At 65.4% G+C, this 14,565-nt stretch carries 15 protein-coding genes; 12 read left to right on the top strand and 3 right to left on the bottom strand.

Features of this window, described 5'->3' with window-relative positions; genetic code table 11:
• Nucleotides 1–12: 12 nt before the first annotated feature.
• From fliP to ACFOD4_RS13835, 10 genes are all read left to right on the top strand, one after another.
• Nucleotides 13–945: a flagellar type III secretion system pore protein FliP gene (fliP, locus tag ACFOD4_RS13880; RefSeq protein WP_379597313.1), complete on the top strand. Its 933-nt coding sequence runs from the start codon at nucleotides 13–15 to the stop codon at nucleotides 943–945.
• Entirely contained in the window at nucleotides 942–1,238 is a 297-nt protein-coding gene (locus ACFOD4_RS13875; protein ID WP_379597312.1) for a hypothetical protein, read from the top strand. Before fliP ends, ACFOD4_RS13875 begins: the two co-directional genes overlap by 4 nt.
• Nucleotides 1,235–2,266 carry a flagellar motor switch protein FliG gene (locus ACFOD4_RS13870; protein WP_379597311.1) on the top strand — a complete coding sequence of 344 codons (1,032 nt, stop codon included), beginning with the start codon at nucleotides 1,235–1,237 and terminating at the stop codon, nucleotides 2,264–2,266. Before ACFOD4_RS13875 ends, ACFOD4_RS13870 begins: the two co-directional genes overlap by 4 nt.
• 9 nt (nucleotides 2,267–2,275) lie before the next feature.
• On the top strand, nucleotides 2,276–2,977 hold the full coding sequence (locus ACFOD4_RS13865) for a hypothetical protein (RefSeq protein WP_379597309.1): 702 nt from the start codon (nucleotides 2,276–2,278) through the stop codon (nucleotides 2,975–2,977).
• Nucleotides 2,978–3,037: 60 nt separating this feature from the next.
• Entirely contained in the window at nucleotides 3,038–3,967 is a 930-nt protein-coding gene (locus ACFOD4_RS13860) for a flagellar motor protein MotB (protein WP_379597308.1), read from the top strand.
• Nucleotides 3,968–4,094: 127 nt separating this feature from the next.
• Nucleotides 4,095–5,549, top strand: a complete 1,455-nt coding sequence (locus ACFOD4_RS13855; RefSeq protein ID WP_379597306.1) for a flagellar hook protein FlgE — start codon at nucleotides 4,095–4,097, stop codon at nucleotides 5,547–5,549.
• Nucleotides 5,550–5,641: 92 nt separating this feature from the next.
• Complete coding sequence (gene flgK, locus ACFOD4_RS13850; RefSeq protein ID WP_379597305.1) at nucleotides 5,642–7,126, top strand: flagellar hook-associated protein FlgK; 1,485 nt, start codon at nucleotides 5,642–5,644, stop codon at nucleotides 7,124–7,126.
• A 13-nt stretch (nucleotides 7,127–7,139) separates the two neighbouring features.
• Nucleotides 7,140–8,216 (top strand): flagellin, encoded by a 1,077-nt coding sequence (locus ACFOD4_RS13845; RefSeq protein ID WP_379597303.1) that lies wholly within the window; start codon nucleotides 7,140–7,142, stop codon nucleotides 8,214–8,216.
• A gap of 28 nt (nucleotides 8,217–8,244) precedes the next feature.
• Complete coding sequence (locus ACFOD4_RS13840; protein ID WP_379597301.1) at nucleotides 8,245–8,604, top strand: polysaccharide deacetylase; 360 nt, start codon at nucleotides 8,245–8,247, stop codon at nucleotides 8,602–8,604.
• A 16-nt stretch (nucleotides 8,605–8,620) separates the two neighbouring features.
• Entirely contained in the window at nucleotides 8,621–9,742 is a 1,122-nt protein-coding gene (locus ACFOD4_RS13835) for a flagellar basal body P-ring protein FlgI (RefSeq protein ID WP_379597299.1), read from the top strand.
• 43 nt (nucleotides 9,743–9,785) lie between these two features.
• Here the strand turns inward: ACFOD4_RS13835 and ACFOD4_RS13830 are convergent, their stop codons facing one another.
• A complete protein-coding gene (locus ACFOD4_RS13830; RefSeq protein WP_379597297.1) occupies nucleotides 9,786–10,124 on the bottom strand; it encodes a hypothetical protein in 339 nt (112 codons plus the stop codon).
• Between the two features lie 578 nt (nucleotides 10,125–10,702).
• Nucleotides 10,703–11,530, bottom strand: a complete 828-nt coding sequence (locus ACFOD4_RS13825) for a S1 family peptidase (protein WP_379597296.1) — start codon at nucleotides 11,528–11,530, stop codon at nucleotides 10,703–10,705.
• Between the two features lie 102 nt (nucleotides 11,531–11,632).
• Between ACFOD4_RS13825 and ACFOD4_RS13820 the strand changes: the two genes are divergently transcribed.
• Nucleotides 11,633–12,043, top strand: coding sequence for a hypothetical protein (locus tag ACFOD4_RS13820; protein ID WP_379597294.1), 411 nt, complete (start codon nucleotides 11,633–11,635; stop codon nucleotides 12,041–12,043).
• A 16-nt stretch (nucleotides 12,044–12,059) separates the two neighbouring features.
• Here the strand turns inward: ACFOD4_RS13820 and ACFOD4_RS13815 are convergent, their stop codons facing one another.
• Complete coding sequence (locus ACFOD4_RS13815) at nucleotides 12,060–13,805, bottom strand: hypothetical protein (protein ID WP_379597292.1); 1,746 nt, start codon at nucleotides 13,803–13,805, stop codon at nucleotides 12,060–12,062.
• Between the two features lie 418 nt (nucleotides 13,806–14,223).
• Between ACFOD4_RS13815 and ACFOD4_RS13810 the strand changes: the two genes are divergently transcribed.
• Nucleotides 14,224–14,538, top strand: a complete 315-nt coding sequence (locus ACFOD4_RS13810; protein WP_379597291.1) for a methionyl-tRNA synthetase — start codon at nucleotides 14,224–14,226, stop codon at nucleotides 14,536–14,538.
• Nucleotides 14,539–14,565: the final 27 nt, after the last annotated feature.

Raw genomic sequence — 14,565 nt, 5'->3', positions numbered from 1 at the left:
AAGGCGTGCAGAATGCCGCTTCCATTTGATGCCGTGGCTTGGGAGGGCGCTGCCCTCCCTGGATCCTCCCGCCGGGGTGACCCTGTCACCCCGGGCCCCGCCATGAGGCCGGAAGGTCCCGGAAAATCCGTTTCCTGGTCAGGGGAGTTCCAGGGAGGCAAAGCCCTCCTCAAGGCCACGTTCCTTGTTCTCGGCTTTCTGCTGCTGAGCGCTCCGGTCTTTGCCCAGAGCGTCTCGCTCAGCCTTGGTCCGGGTGGCGCGCAGGCGGCAGCGAGCGGCGGGCAGAGCCTGACCACCAATGTGGTCGGGCTGATTGTCATCACCACCCTTCTGGCCATCGCGCCAGGCATTCTGGTGGTGGCCACGTCCTTCACCCGCATCGTTGTTGTGCTGTCCATGCTGCGCACCGCGCTCGGCCTGCAGCAGACGCCGCCCAACACAGTGATTGTCAGCTTGTCGCTGTTTCTCTCTGCCTTCGTCATGGCGCCCGTGCTGGAGCGCGTCTGGACCGATGCCGGGAAGCCGCTGATCGACGGCGCCATCACCGAGGAGATGGCTGCCGAGCGCGCCATCGCGCCGTTCCGCGGCTTCATGGAAGCCAATGTGCGCGAGCGCGACTTGGCGCTGTTCATCGACATCGCCAAGTGGCAGCCGACGCAGCCCGAGGCTGGCGCTGCGCCGTCCGCGCCGCGCGCCGCCGTGCCGATCCATATCCTGGCCGCCGCCTTCATCATCTCCGAGCTGAACAAGGCCTTCCAGATCGGCTTCCTGTTGTTCCTGCCTTTCCTGGCCATCGACATCGCGATCAGCGCAGTGCTGATGGGGATGGGCATGATGATGCTGCCGCCGGTAGTGGTCAGCCTGCCCTTCAAGTTGATCTTCTTCGTGCTGGTCGATGGTTGGTCGTTGGTGGCCGGCGCCCTGGCCCGCGGCTTCGCCACATGAGCGGACCCGAAATCCCGCAGCTACGCCGGCCACGCCGCCGCCGTGCCCTGGCTTCGGCCTGGCGCCACGCCATGGCGCAGGAAGGCGGCATCGACACCGTTGCGCTGGAAGCGCGGCTGCGGGCCGTGGCGGAAAGCCACGGCACCGTTCTGCCGCCGGAGGCGGACCTGCCCGAGATTATGGCGCGCCTGCCGCATGGCGGCGGGCTGCCGCCGGAATGGCTGGCCCTGCTGGCCACGCTGCTGCTGCCCCTTCTCAGCCCTGACACCGCCCCGCGGAGTGTTCCCCGATGAAAGCGCCCGAAGCCCGCCGTGCCGTCCGCCCCGTCGAGGCCAAGGCTGATCCGCTCGCCGATGTCGCCGTGCTGTTCATGGCGCTGGACGAGAACCGCATCCAGGGCTTGTTCGACCGGCTGGAAGAAGACGAGATCCGCCGTGTCAGCCGTGCCATGGCCAATCTCGGCAAGGTCGACATCGACCAGGTGGAGCGTACCATCACGCGGTTCCGCAACGATGTTGGCCGCACCGGCACGGTGATCGGCACCGCCGAGACCACGGAGCGCCTGCTGCGCCGCCTGCTGCCCAACGACAAGGTCAGCGAGATCATGGACGAGATCCGCGGCCCCGAGGGCAAGACCATGTGGGAGAAGCTCGCCAACATCTCGCCCGAGGTGCTGGCAACCTATCTCCGCACTGAGCTGGCGCAGACCGCCGCGGTGATTCTGGCCAAACTGCCGGCGCAGCACGCGGCGCGGGTGCTGGCGCTGCTGCCCAAGGCCTCGGTGGACGAGATCATGCTGCGCATGGTGCGCATGGACAGCATCCAGAAGGGCGTGCTGCAGGACATCGAACAGACGCTGCAGAAGGAGTTCATCACCAACCTCAGCCGCTCCTATGAGCGCGACAGCTCTCAGATCGTGGCCGAGATCCTCAACCGTGCCGACAAGGGCCTGGTCGAGCACCTGATGAAGCAGATCGAGAGCCGCGAGCCGCATGCGGCATCGCGCATCAAGCGCATCATGTTCACTTTTGATGACCTGATCCGCGTTGACCGTTCGACCTTCGCGACGCTGGTGGCCGATTGCCCGGCCGACAAGCTGCAGGTGGCGCTGACCGCCGCCACACCGGAACTGCGCGAACTGTTCTTGGGCAGCATGTCCGAACGCGCCGCCACGCTGATGCGCGACGAGATCGAGAACATGCCGGCACAGCGCCGCAAGGCGGTGGAGGACGCGCAAGCCGACATCATCACCATCGCCAAGCGCCTGGCCGATGAAGGCCGCATCTTCATCCTCGACGAGGATGAGGTGGGGGCGGAGTAAGCCACGGCCATGCCGATGGATGACCAGCCTTCTCCGGTACGTCCGGTGGCCGCCCCGTCGGGGCACGGCGCCGGGGCCGGCTATGCCGCCGCCGCACGCTTCCTCAGCGCGATGCCGCCGGTGGCTGGCAGCGAGGCCCCGCCGAGGCCGGATGCGCAGCCCGGGCTGGATGCGGCGGCGTTGCTGGCCGCCCGCATGGTGCTGCCGGGCGGTGCCGGCGGTCTCGCCTTGCCGCTGGCTCTTGCCGCGTTGCGGGTCGATGTGCCGCGCTGGTTGGGCGAAGACGCCCTTAGGGTGCTGGCGGAGCGGCTCGGCCTGCGCGAGCGGGTCCTGGCGGTGTTGTTCGACACTCCCCCCTTGCCGCCGGCAGGGCTAGGCGAGCCGGCACGCTGGACAGGGCGGCAAGTGCCGCTGCTGACAGCTAGAGGTGCCTTGTGCTGGCTCGATCTTTTCTGGCGGCGCGAAGCCGGACGTACGGCCGGATGCGAAAATTTTGCGCTGGCTGCTCGCCTGAGTGTGCCGGGCGCCGGCCGGGTGGATCTGCGTGCGCGGCTGGAAAACAGCCGCATCGATGTGGTGATGGAAACCTCGGAATCCATGCCCCGGGCCTTCTCCGCCGACCTTTCGGACACTTTCGCCGCGATGCTGCCGAAGCTGCGGCTTCAGGGCAGTTTGACGCTGCGGCACCAGAAGCAAGCGCATGACACTTGAAATGCGAAAAACAATGAGGCTAGAGAAGCGCAACGCCCTGCAGAAAGGCAGCACCGTCGCATGAGTGCCGATGAGCACAATCGCCGCCCGATCATCATCAAGCGCCACCATGGCGACCACGATGACGAGCATGGCGGCCAATGGAAGATCGCCTACGCCGACTTCGTCACGGCGATGATGGCGTTCTTTCTGGTGATGTGGCTGCTCTCCTCAACCACTGAGGCGCAACGCGACGGCATCGCCAAGTTCTTCACCGCTTCCAGCATCCTCGACCTGCCGGCCGGGAATGGCGCGCTGGAAGGTGGCCGTTCCATGATGCTGGCGGCCGATTCCAGCGAGCAATCCCTGACCCCCACCGAGGAAGGCGGCTTGCGCCAGGAGATGGATGGCGGGGAGGCAGCAGCCGATGGTGAGGCGCCGCGTCAGGCCCCGCCCCAGCAGGAGGCGATGCGCGACCCGATCGAACGCCAGCGCTTCGACGCCCTGAAGGCGGAGCTGGAGCGGCTGATGACCACCGATGCGCTACGCGAATACGCACAGAACATGCAGATCGAGATGACACCCGAAGGCCTTCGCCTGCAGATCTTCGACCGTGACGGCGCGGCGATGTTCCTGCCGGGCGGGGCTGAGCCAACGCCGCGGCTGGCCCGCATCCTGGAAGTGGTCGGCAGCGTGCTGGCCAGCGTTCCGAACGCCGTTGTTCTTGCGGGCCACACCGATGCCAGCACGCTGAACCGGAATGGTTACGGCAACTGGGAATTGTCTTCCGACCGCGCGAACACCGCCCGAAGGGCGCTGGAGCGGTCTGGCGTGCCGGCGCTGCGGATGTTCCGCGTCGAAGGCAAGGCGGCGGTTGAACCGCTGTTGGCCGAAGCCCCGAATGATCCGCGCAACCGGCGCATCGCCGTCACGGTGCTGCGTTCAGATGTGGTGGCGGCGGCGAAAGCCGCAGTGGCCCGTCAGCAAACTTCCCCGCAGGTGCAGCCATGACGGTGCACCGGCCAGGCGAGGGGCTGGCAGAACGCCGTCGCCGCCCATCCGCCCGCATCCGACCGAACCCGGCAGGCATCCGCCCCGCCGCATCCGAAGCCCCGCTGAAAAACCCCGAGGCCCTGCCATGACGGCTATCAACGCCCTGCGCACCAGCACCTCCGGCCTGAACGCCCAGGCCACCAAGCTGGCCGGCATCTCCAACAACATCGCCAACAGTTCAACCGTTGGCTACAAGCGGGTCGACACGCAGTTCTCGAGCCTGGTGCTCGAAGGCACCAGCAGCGGCTCCACCGCGCTGGCCGGCGCTTCGGCGCAGAACCGTGTGGAGATCAGCAAGGTTGGCCAGGTGCAGAGCACCGGCATCGACACCGACATCGCCGTCAACGGCAATGGCTTCCTGGTGGTCAATGAGGGCTCCGGCAGCGATGGCAAATACCTGGCAACCCGCGCTGGCTCCTTCCGCCCCGATGCCAATGGCAATCTGGTGAACTCGGCCGGCTACTATCTGCAGGGTGTGCCGCTTGGTGCCGATGGCCTGCCCGTCGGCAACAAGGGCGACAACAACCTGGAAAGCCTGACCACAGTCAACATCAGCAACACCTCGGTGGCCGCTTCGCCGACCACCGAGATGACCTTCTGGGCCAATCTGCCCGCCTTGCAGACGGCGCCGACCAACACGCCGCCGGACCATGACGCCTTTATCAGCAGCGTGGATTATTACGATGCGCTGGGCGCCAGCCAGACCCTGACCTATCGCTTCACCCCCGTTATCGGCGACCCCGATACCGTCACGGCCAACTCCAACAAGTGGACACTGGAAATCTTCGACAGCGCCACCACCAATGATGGCGGCTTGGTCGGTCTGGCGGGCATTGAGTTCTGGGATGAGGGGGCGGGGCCGAACAAGGCCGGCACCATCAAGGCCTTCACCGATGCAAGCGGGACATACGCCAAGGCCAGCGGACCGGTTTCCTCCGGCGCGGCGGATGTTCCGAACCCCGCGAGCTATGGGCAGGACCATTCCACCCTGACGCCGCCCCAGAATCAGTTCCGCGACGGCGTCGGTTCGTATGACCCGATCAATGGCATGCTGAAGATCAAGGTCGCCAATGGTGCTGTTGATTTGCCGATCAAGCTGGGTGGCGTCGACAGCATCTCCGGCATCACCCAGCTTGCGGGCAACTACACCCCGGTGAAGATTGAGAAGGACGGCTCGGCCTTCGGCCTGCTCGAGCGTGTGTCGGTGGAGAATGATGGCAAGGTCATCGCCACCTTCTCCAACGGTCAGTCGCGCGCCATCTACCAGCTCAAGCTCGCCGTCTTTCCGAATGCCGACGGGCTGAATCCGGTACGCGGCGATGCCTATGAGATGTCGCGCACAGCCGGCGCCGTTCGGTTGCTCACTGCGGGCGAAGGCTCGGCCGGCACCACCTCGGGCGGCGCCCTGGAAGCTTCCAACGTCGATATCGGCACCGAGCTGACCAATCTGATTGAAACGCAGCGTGCCTACAGCTCGAACGCCTCGGTTGTCCGCACCGCCGACCAGATGCTGGAAGAAGCCACCAACCTGAAGCGCTGATCCGGCCGGGCGCGGTGATGCCGCGCCCGACCCTTTGCTGTCTTCAGTGACGAGTCCGGCAAAACGCCGCGCCGTTGCTCCGGAGCCCGACGATGAGCCTGCAAGCCGCCCTTTCCACCGCCTTGTCCTCGCTGGCCGCGGAGCAACGCCAGTCGGCGCTGATCGCCAACAACATCGCCAACGCCAATACCGAAGGCTATGTGCGGCGCGACCTGCCGCGCACCGAGAGCTTGGTCGGCGGCACGGGCGCGGGCGTCAGCACCGGCACAGTGAAGCGCGCTTCGGATGCCGCGCTGGCCGCCGCCTCGCGCACCGCCAGCGCCAACGAGGCGTATGCTGCCGCCCAGCAGAAGCTGTTGCAGGCCTACACGGCCCATATCGGCCAAGCATCGGATGAGCGCTCCATCTCACATCGCTTGGGCGCCTTCCAGACGGCCATGACGAAGCTTTCCGCGGAGCCGGCCAACGCGGTAGCCCAGTCCCAGGCCCTTTCCTCGGCGCAGGATATGGTGGATTCGCTACACCACATGACCGATGCCGTCGCGCAAGCCCGCGTCAGCGCCGACCAGTCGGTCGCGCAGGATGTGGCCGCGGTCAACAGTGCCCTCGACAACCTGGCCGAGATCGACCGGCAGATGGCCTATGCCAGCGCCCGTGGCGCTTCCACCGCCGAGTTCGAGGACAGGCGCGACACGCTGGTTGCCGAAATCGGCACCAAGGTGCCGCTGCGGATCTTCGACAACGGGCCCGGCCAACTGATCCTGATGAGCGATGGCGGCAACACGCTCTATGACAGCACCACCGTTCATCACCTCAGCTTCACCCACACGCCGGGCATCCCGGCGGCATCGGGCAGTGCCGGGCTGTCGCAGGTCAAGGTTAACGGTCAGGCACTGCGCATCTCTGAGAGCGGCTCCATCGCCGCGGCGCTGACGTTGCGCGACCAGACCCTGCCTCGCTTCAACGACATGCTTGATCAGGTTGCGACGCAACTCGCCAATGCCTTCCAGGCGGCCGATGAAACACCGAGCGGCGGGGCGGCCGGCCTGTTCGTCGATCCGTTGAAGAAGAACTCTGCGGAGGAGCTGGTTTGGGATCAGCTGGCGGCGGGCGATGCCGGTTATCCGGTCTCGGGAATGGCCAGCCGCATCACCATCAATCCCGCCGCTGACCCTGAACTGGGCGGCGATCTGTGGCGCATGCGCACCGGCCTCGACCCTTCGGCGACCGATGCCGGCAATGCATCCGACAACAGCTGGATCCTGGCCGCGCTGAACGCCATGGATGCGGCGCGAGACTACGCCGGCAGCAGCGGACTGCCGTCCAAGATGAACCTGACACAGGCAGCCTCGCAGAGCGTCGGCCTCATGCAGAGCGAGCGCGCTGTTTGGACGGACCGCGCCGGCAGCCGCGCCGCCCTGGCCCTGCAGGCGCGGGAAGAGCTCGTGAACAAGACCGCCGTCAACATCGATGAGGAACTGCAGCGGCTGATGCTGGTGCAGCAGACCTACTCGGCCTCGGTGCAGATCATCCAGGCGGCGTCCAGGATGTTCGAAGAGTTGTCGCAAATCCGCTGAAGGAACGGCCTGAATGTATGATCGTGTTGCCTCGATGGGCGTATCCATCGGCCGTCAGTCGCAGCTGAACCGCATGCAGGCGGACCTTGCCCGCTTCACCGGGGAGATGTCGTCTGGTCGCAAGGCCGATCCGGCGCGTGAGCTCGGCGTCGGCGCTTCTCTGCTCTACAAGCTGCATGCCGATATCCAGCAGGGCGAGGCAATTGCCAACACCGGGGCGCTGGCCGGGCAGCGGCTGACGGCCATGCAGGATGCGCTGAAGTCGGTGGGCGGATTGATGGACCAGATGTCGACCGAGACGCTGCAGGCGGATGTGCTGAAGGGCGTCAGCTTCGAGACCATCGCCAGCAATGCCCGTGAGGTGATGGGCAGCATGATGGACCTGCTGAACAGCAGCTGGAACGGGCAAAGCCTTTTCGCCGGCCTCGACAGCGCAACCAAGCCGCTGGCCGGTGCCGGAGCGCTGACCGGCGCAACGGGCTGGGCCGCCACGGCACTGGCGGATCTGGCCGCGGGCGGCGATCCGGTTGAGATCGGCGGCAGCACCGACGACGGCACCGACGCGACGCTGCTCGGAACCTTCAACGCCATGTTCCGGAACACGGCGATCGATCCCGATGCCTCCTTCTACGGCGTCGTTTATCAAGCGGCGAGCCGGACCGGCGAGGAGCCCTCGCAGGTGCGGATCGGCGCCGGCGAGACGCTGCAATACGACATGCGCGCCGATCATCCTGCCTTCCGTGACGCCTTCCACGCGCTGAGCCTGCTGTCACTGCTGGACCAGCCGGAGGAAGCCCTGCCGGAAGACGCCAAGACGGACATCCTGCGTGAAGCCGGATCGCTCATGCGCGGCGCGCGCAGCCAGCTCACCACCGCCGCCGGTATTCTGGGCGCCAAGCAGGAGCGGCTGGCTCGCGTGGGCGAGATCCAGGACCGCACCGTCACCGCCGCCGCCTCTCAGATCAACGATCTCGAAGGGGTCGACTACTACACTATTTCGGACCGGATCAGCACGCTGCAGATCCAGCTCCAGGCCACCTATTCGATCACGGCCCAGGTCTCGAAGCTGAGCCTGGTGAACTATCTCTGATCCTCAGATCCCGCACCGGAGAAGCCGCATGACCGTTGCCATGGCACCCTTTCTGTCCGAGGCCGATGAACAGGATTTCGTTCCGTTAGCCCTCGGCGATGCCGATCTTGCCGCTTATGCGAGCATGGGTTTCGCGCTGGGCTGCGGCACGGAAGGTTGTGCCGAGGCCTTTATGCTGGCCACTCCCATGGCGCGCGAGCTGGCCGTTCAACTTTGGCGCGGTGCCGTTTTCGCGGCGGAACTCCCTGAGGCCGAGGTCGCGGCGCGGATGCAGCGGCAGTGGCAGGCGGAGCAGGCGCTGGAAGCGATGCGGGCTTTGATCGGCCTGGCGCCGGAGCGGATGCCGCATGCGGCGCTGGCCGCCGCCGGCCTGCGCTACGCCGCCTGAGCGGGAGGAACGGTTCATGCGCTTGTGGCTCCGCGCCGCGCTCGGCCTCGGCTGCTGCCTTCTGGCTCTTGGCGTCGTTGCGCCGATGGCTGAAGCACAGGTGCGGCTCAAGGACATCACCGCGATCGAAGGCGTGCGCGGCAACCAGTTGATCGGCTACGGGTTGGTGATCGGCCTGCAAGGCACCGGCGATCAGCTGCGTAACACTCCTTTCACTCAGCAGAGCCTGGCCGCCATGCTGGAGCGGATGGGTATCAACGTTGCCGATGCGCGGGTGCAGACACGCAACACGGCGGCCGTTATCGTCACTGCGACATTGCCGCCCTTTGCGCGGCAGGGCACGCCAATCGATGTGCAGGTTTCATCATTGGGTGATGCCAAGAGCCTCAATGGTGGCACGCTGATCGTGACGCCGCTGATGGGTGCCGATGGCGAGGTTTACGCGGTGGCCCAGGGTCCTGTGGTGGTGGGCGGCTTCCAGGCGGCCGGGCAGGCGCAAAGCATCACCAGCGGCGTCACCACCCAGGGACGAGTGCCCGGTGGTGCGTTGGTGGAGCGTGAGGTGCCGATGGCCATGAACGCGCAGCAGACCATCCGGCTGACCTTGCGCGCGCCCGACTTCACCACCGCCGTCCGTATTGAGGAGGCGCTGAATGCTCGCTTCGGCGGTGGCAGCGCCGCGGCGCTCGACCTTGGAACGGTGGAGATGCGTATTCCGCCCGGTTTCCAGGACCGCCTGCCCAATCTGGTGGCGCAAATGGAATCGCTGACCGTACGGCCGGAGACGGTGGCACGGGTGGTGGTCGATGAGCGTACGGGTACCATCATTGTTGGCGCTCAGGTGCGGGTGGAGCCGGTGGCCATCACCCATGGCAACCTGGTGATCCGGGTGACCGAAAGCCCCATCGTCAGCCAGCCCGCGCCCTTCTCGAACGGAGAAACAACGGTGGTGCCGCGCACTCAGGTGGAGGTGGACGATCAGCGCGGAAGGCGCTTGGCCACGTTGCCACGCGCAACGACGTTGCGAGACTTGGTGGACGGGCTGAACGCGCTGGGCTTGGCGCCACGGGACCTGATTTCGGTGCTGACAGCGCTGAAGGCCAGCGGCGCCTTGCATGCGGAGCTGCAATTCATCTGATAACTTGGGATGGCGGCTGATGCCTCAACCGGCGTCGAGAGGCTCAGCACCGCCCGCCCGGGCCGCTCCAACCTCGATGAGCCAGTTCGCCCAGATGATCCTCAAGCCCGGCGGCGCGCAGCGAGGCGATGCTGGCCCAGCCGCCAGGCCGGTCAATGGTCACCGGCAACAACAGCAGGTCTGCCGCCTGCTCATCTTCCGGCCACCCCCCTTCCCATAATTCCACATGGAATCGAGCCATGGCTTCGGATGGGAAGGTGGCCACGGCGTCGCGCCCGGCGGCATTCAGCTTTGACCAGTAGGACATGCTGGGGGTCCGGCCGACGTAGAGGCCGAGCCCGGCATGCAGCACCACGAAACCTCTGCCATATATCTCGGCCATGCCGCACTGGTTCCTTGTTCTTCTGCGGAACCATCATGCGTCAGAGCCGTCTGTCTTTAAAACAGGGCATGTGTCTCGATTTACGAGATGGTGCTGTTATCGGAGACTTCCGAAGCCATCTCGGCTCCAACCCTCGCTGAACAAGTTTGGGGCAGGGGCAACGCGTGCCTCCTGGTCCTTTGAAAGGGAGGCTTCTGTGTGGGGCAGGATGCGCGCCGCTAAAGCGGCCCTCGGCATACCATACGGATCAAAGGCCCGGACATCGAAGCTGTCAGAAGGCAAGTTGACGCTCGAAATAGGAGGCAGGCCGCGCGACGGCAACGGTGCCGCCTGCGCCCAACCCAGGGAAGGTGCGCCCAACAGCATCGAAACAACCCAGATCCAGCCTTGTCGCACCCAGCCTCTCCTCACCCAAAGCAACGTCCTTCTTTGCAGGCCGCAAAGGGATGCGCTGCAAACCGGTTTGCGGCACTGGTCGTTGCGCAACTTCACAGTGCTTTGCGAAGATCCAGGCTATCGTGACCAAATTCGCTCTGAGCTTCGCGCAACCGACGGCCGCGCACAGCAAACTGACAAATTCAGCAAGTCAGGCGCCGCGTTGCATGATGAGCATCCTCCAGCACCTTCGGCCAGTCCGGGGTCCGATTGCCGGCCGGGGGTCGGAAATTCGGCATCACCCCGGCACGGGCCAGGAACTCCCGCAAGTCCGACAGCGGAACGGCCGAAGTACGCCCGCCTGCTCCGGCATAGATAACGGCCACAACGCCGCCCTGTGCATCCAGCACCGGGCCTCCCGAGCTGCCACCACCGCTTGGCGCGTCGATTTCCACCTGCCAGCGGAGCTTCTCCGCCTGACTATCACCAAAGTAACGCAGCCCGTCTTCCCATTGCGCCGCGACTTCGCGGCCATCACGATCGGTCACGGTGAAGCTCACGGCGCGGCCGGCCTGAGGGTCATGCACAGTCAGCGCTGCACGGCCGATCCGCCCGGTCCGCGCCTGAAGGCCGCCATTTGCCGGCCCTGTCGCCGGATAACTCAGCAGCATCACGGGCATCCCTGCCGGCAGCCTCGTGGCTGCGGAGAGAAGGAGCGTCGACTCATGGCCCATGGGTCCGGCGAGCAGGGCCAGATCGGTTCCGGCATCCTCGGCCAGGATGCGCCAAACAGCGGCCTTGTCCGGGTGATCCGTCATGATCGCCCGCCCCTCTGCGCGGCAGCGCAGCGCAACATGTGCATTGGTGACCAGAAGCCCGGGCGCCACCAGGAAGCCAGACCCGGAAAGCCCCGATGCCGGTTCGGCGCGCAACGCTGTGGGGGTGGCCAGTCCGTGCCAGACGGCTCCGGCCAGCATTGGACCGCCGATGATCCCGATGGCCGTCAATAACAGCCCAAGCCTCTTCCGCATTCCGCTCTCGACCATTATGCGAAAAACCACTAAATAGTATCATGAGGCCTAGCCTGACGCCAGCTTGGTACAGGGACCATCCGGCCTTCCTGGAACACTGCCATGCAAGCTCTGCCCCTTCTGATCCGCCTTGCCCGCCGCCAGGCCGATGCGCGCCGGGTGGCACTATCCGAAGCTGAGCTGGCCGTTCGTGAAGCGGGGCAGAGGCTCGCCACACATGAGGCCCTCACGGCGGCGGAAACGGCGCGGGCATCCGGCAATGCTTCGGAGATGGCGGCCTGGGTGCATTGGTCACGCCGCTCGGCCCGGGAAACGCGACAGCTTGATCATGCTTACGCCGTGCTGGCGGCACGCGAAGCGGAGATTCGGGCCGCGCTGACCGAAGATTTCGCGGAGACCAAGCGGCTCGAAATCGCGCTGGAGGCACGTCGGCGCGAGGCGGCGAAGCACGCCGCCCGCAAGACCGAGAAGCTGGCCGAAGATGTGGAACTGCGCCGGCCGCGGGCAGGGTGACCGACCTTTTCCCCCGTCAGTCCTCGTTCAGCCGGTCGAGATCCGGATGCTCGCGGAACCTTGCCCAGGCGCTCAGCACCTCGCGCAGCTGATCATCCTGGCCTGTGCGTTCGCGACGCAGGATCTGCATCCGCTTGCGCAGCTCAAGGATAAGATGGCCGCGGGGCAAGTCTGCACCGGTTTCGAAACGCTCCAGAAAGATCCGCCCCAGCTCAGGATCGTCGCGCTCGATGCAGTAGGCTGCATAGGCCAGCACCGAGCCGCGGCCGAACTCGATCATCTTGCGGCCAAAGGTGCGCATCTCCAGTAGGCGCGGATGCTGCTCAACGATCTTCATCACCTCGGCCGGGGTGGGCTTGGCGTTGCGCGTGCCGGCAGGCTTCAGTTCGCGCTTCCACAGCAGCACGGCGGCCGCGGCAATCAACGGCCGGTCGCCGAAATTGTCGAAAGCGGCGCCGAGCTGTGGCCCCTTCTTGGCATGAATGTCGTAGGTGTCGTAGGCCTCTTCCGGCAGGCCGCGCATCACCGGAACCTCGATTGCCTCGCCTGCCTGCACCACGGCCGAAAGGCGATGCTGGCCGTTCAGCAGCCGGCCGGAGCGGCTGAAGCAGATGGGCTGAGCGTTCATCATCCAGTTGCCCGCGCGGATGTCGCGGGCAATGGCGTCCACATGCGCGGCCACGATTTTCCGGTTGCGGGTATTGTGCGTCAGATAGGCCTCCGCCATCTCCGGGCCGATATCCTCGATCGCCAGCGGAAATACGCCATCCTCGTCGGACAGCCGCTGCACCGCCGCCTGCAAGCTGCGCGTCGTCTCCTCCGCATCGCCCTCATGGCCGGGATCGGTGAGGCCGGAATAGCCTTCAAGATGGGGAAAATCTTCCCCCTTGGTCGGGTTCACCGTGCGGTCGATCCAGGTGTAGCTGCGCAGGTGCTCGCCGCTGATTGTGGCGTTCAGCGCCTTGATGCAGAGGGCAAACAGATTGACCGGCTTGAGCCGCGTTGCCGGATCGCCACGGGTGATGTCGATCAAGTCGCGGATGCGTGCGCCCGGCTCCATCGGGCTGTGCTTGTCGGGAAAAGCGATGGCGTCGAGAAAACGGCGCGTCGCCGCCTTGTCGGTGCGGAAGCCCATAAAGAGCAGCGGCGTGCGCACGGCCTCCGACAGGGCCGTGGCTTCGCTTTCCAGCGACATCTTCACCGCCTGCTCCAGATCAGGATTGGCGGTGAGCACGCGATCCATGCGCGACCAGGCGGCAGTGCCCGCACCGCGCAGCATCTTGCCGTCATCGTAGCGGATGAGCTTCACCAGCGCCGATTGCAGCGCATGGGCGTGCGGAATGCCGCGTGCCTCCAGCACCCCGGCAAAGGAGCGGCGGCGCTGCTGGTCAATGGTGTGCAGCACATCATCGGGGATGTTCTGCGCCAGCACGGTCAGAAACGGCACGCCGGCCTTGATGCAGGCGCGCAACCGCTGCACACCATCTAGCAATATGCCGCCACGCGAGAGGATGATCGGCATGCCGTTCAGGATCCAGCGCCCGTCGCGCATCGCCTCGGCATAGGCATTGATGGCGTTGGTGTTCTCGGCGGCACTGGGTCGTTTGTGCTGCAGCAATCCGGTGGCGCTTTCCGGCGTCACCAATTCAATGGAAAAAGCCGGACCTTCAGGATTCTGCCCTTGCACCTGCACGATCCTGCCGCCCGGCGGATGGGCAGCCGGAGAGGGCATTTTGCGCACCGCGATATTGGCCCGTGCCATGGGAGTATCCTTTCCATCCTCGAGCGGGCCCTGGCTCGTCTGGCTATGCCGGCGGGCCAAGGCTCCTGCAAGCGTTTAGACTTTTTTCGCGTTTGACGCCATATGCAAAAATATATGAAAACTCTGGGAGATAGACTTTCTGCCGCAACGCCTTCTTTCCCGCAGCCGGTCGCTCAGTTCACCTTGGATCAAGGAACAAGGCGACATCATGGCTGCGGAGGGCGGTCTTACCGGAAAGATTCTCTTTAAGATGTTCTCAGAACCCGAAATGGAGCCTCGGCTTGGATTATGCTAGAAACCATAATCGTTCTCGCAGGCTTTGCGCTTTTGCGCAGTTCTCGAGGCTCAGGCAGGGTGGAAAGGCCGCCCTACGCTTCCCGTTCGACGTTACGTTCCCGCAGGAAGGAGAATCCTCCCGATGACAGCCCACACTCCCTTCTACATCAGCCACACCATCCAGCTCGGCCGCGGCGAGGTGCTGGAAGCGCTGCGCGGCGCCGCCCTGGCACGCGCCAAGGAAAGCCTGCGCCTGGTTGACCCCTCCGCACGCGGTGTGGAGATGGAAACCCGCATCCTTTCCGGCTCCGTGGTGGAGATCGACGGCGCAGCGGTGGTGATCGAAGCCCAGCTTCCGGCCGACCTGGCGGCGCTGCTGCAGACCGTCCAGCCCACTGTTCCGAAGGCAGATCAGCCCGCTCCAGTTGTGGCCGAGGATGCGCTGCTGATCGCCTGATTTGACAGGCCACACTGCCCATTGGTC

The organism is Teichococcus globiformis, assembly GCF_042646265.1.
GTDB classification, from domain to species: Bacteria; Pseudomonadota; Alphaproteobacteria; order Acetobacterales; family Acetobacteraceae; genus Pseudoroseomonas; species Pseudoroseomonas globiformis.
Note: the sequence above shows the minus strand (reverse complement) of the source record. Positions and strands in the feature narration are given on the sequence as shown.

Coding starts and splice junctions, on each gene's coding strand:
- fliP (WP_379597313.1), top strand. CDS start 13: ATGCCGCTTCCATTTGATGCCGTGGCTTGGGAGGGCGCTGCCCTCCCT.
- ACFOD4_RS13875 (WP_379597312.1), top strand. CDS start 942: ATGAGCGGACCCGAAATCCCGCAGCTACGCCGGCCACGCCGCCGCCGT.
- ACFOD4_RS13870 (WP_379597311.1), top strand. CDS start 1,235: ATGAAAGCGCCCGAAGCCCGCCGTGCCGTCCGCCCCGTCGAGGCCAAG.
- ACFOD4_RS13865 (WP_379597309.1), top strand. CDS start 2,276: ATGCCGATGGATGACCAGCCTTCTCCGGTACGTCCGGTGGCCGCCCCG.
- ACFOD4_RS13860 (WP_379597308.1), top strand. CDS start 3,038: ATGAGTGCCGATGAGCACAATCGCCGCCCGATCATCATCAAGCGCCAC.
- ACFOD4_RS13855 (WP_379597306.1), top strand. CDS start 4,095: ATGACGGCTATCAACGCCCTGCGCACCAGCACCTCCGGCCTGAACGCC.
- flgK (WP_379597305.1), top strand. CDS start 5,642: ATGAGCCTGCAAGCCGCCCTTTCCACCGCCTTGTCCTCGCTGGCCGCG.
- ACFOD4_RS13845 (WP_379597303.1), top strand. CDS start 7,140: ATGTATGATCGTGTTGCCTCGATGGGCGTATCCATCGGCCGTCAGTCG.
- ACFOD4_RS13840 (WP_379597301.1), top strand. CDS start 8,245: ATGACCGTTGCCATGGCACCCTTTCTGTCCGAGGCCGATGAACAGGAT.
- ACFOD4_RS13835 (WP_379597299.1), top strand. CDS start 8,621: ATGCGCTTGTGGCTCCGCGCCGCGCTCGGCCTCGGCTGCTGCCTTCTG.
- ACFOD4_RS13830 (WP_379597297.1), bottom strand. CDS start 10,124: ATGGCCGAGATATATGGCAGAGGTTTCGTGGTGCTGCATGCCGGGCTC.
- ACFOD4_RS13825 (WP_379597296.1), bottom strand. CDS start 11,530: ATGCGGAAGAGGCTTGGGCTGTTATTGACGGCCATCGGGATCATCGGC.
- ACFOD4_RS13820 (WP_379597294.1), top strand. CDS start 11,633: ATGCAAGCTCTGCCCCTTCTGATCCGCCTTGCCCGCCGCCAGGCCGAT.
- ACFOD4_RS13815 (WP_379597292.1), bottom strand. CDS start 13,805: ATGGCACGGGCCAATATCGCGGTGCGCAAAATGCCCTCTCCGGCTGCC.
- ACFOD4_RS13810 (WP_379597291.1), top strand. CDS start 14,224: ATGACAGCCCACACTCCCTTCTACATCAGCCACACCATCCAGCTCGGC.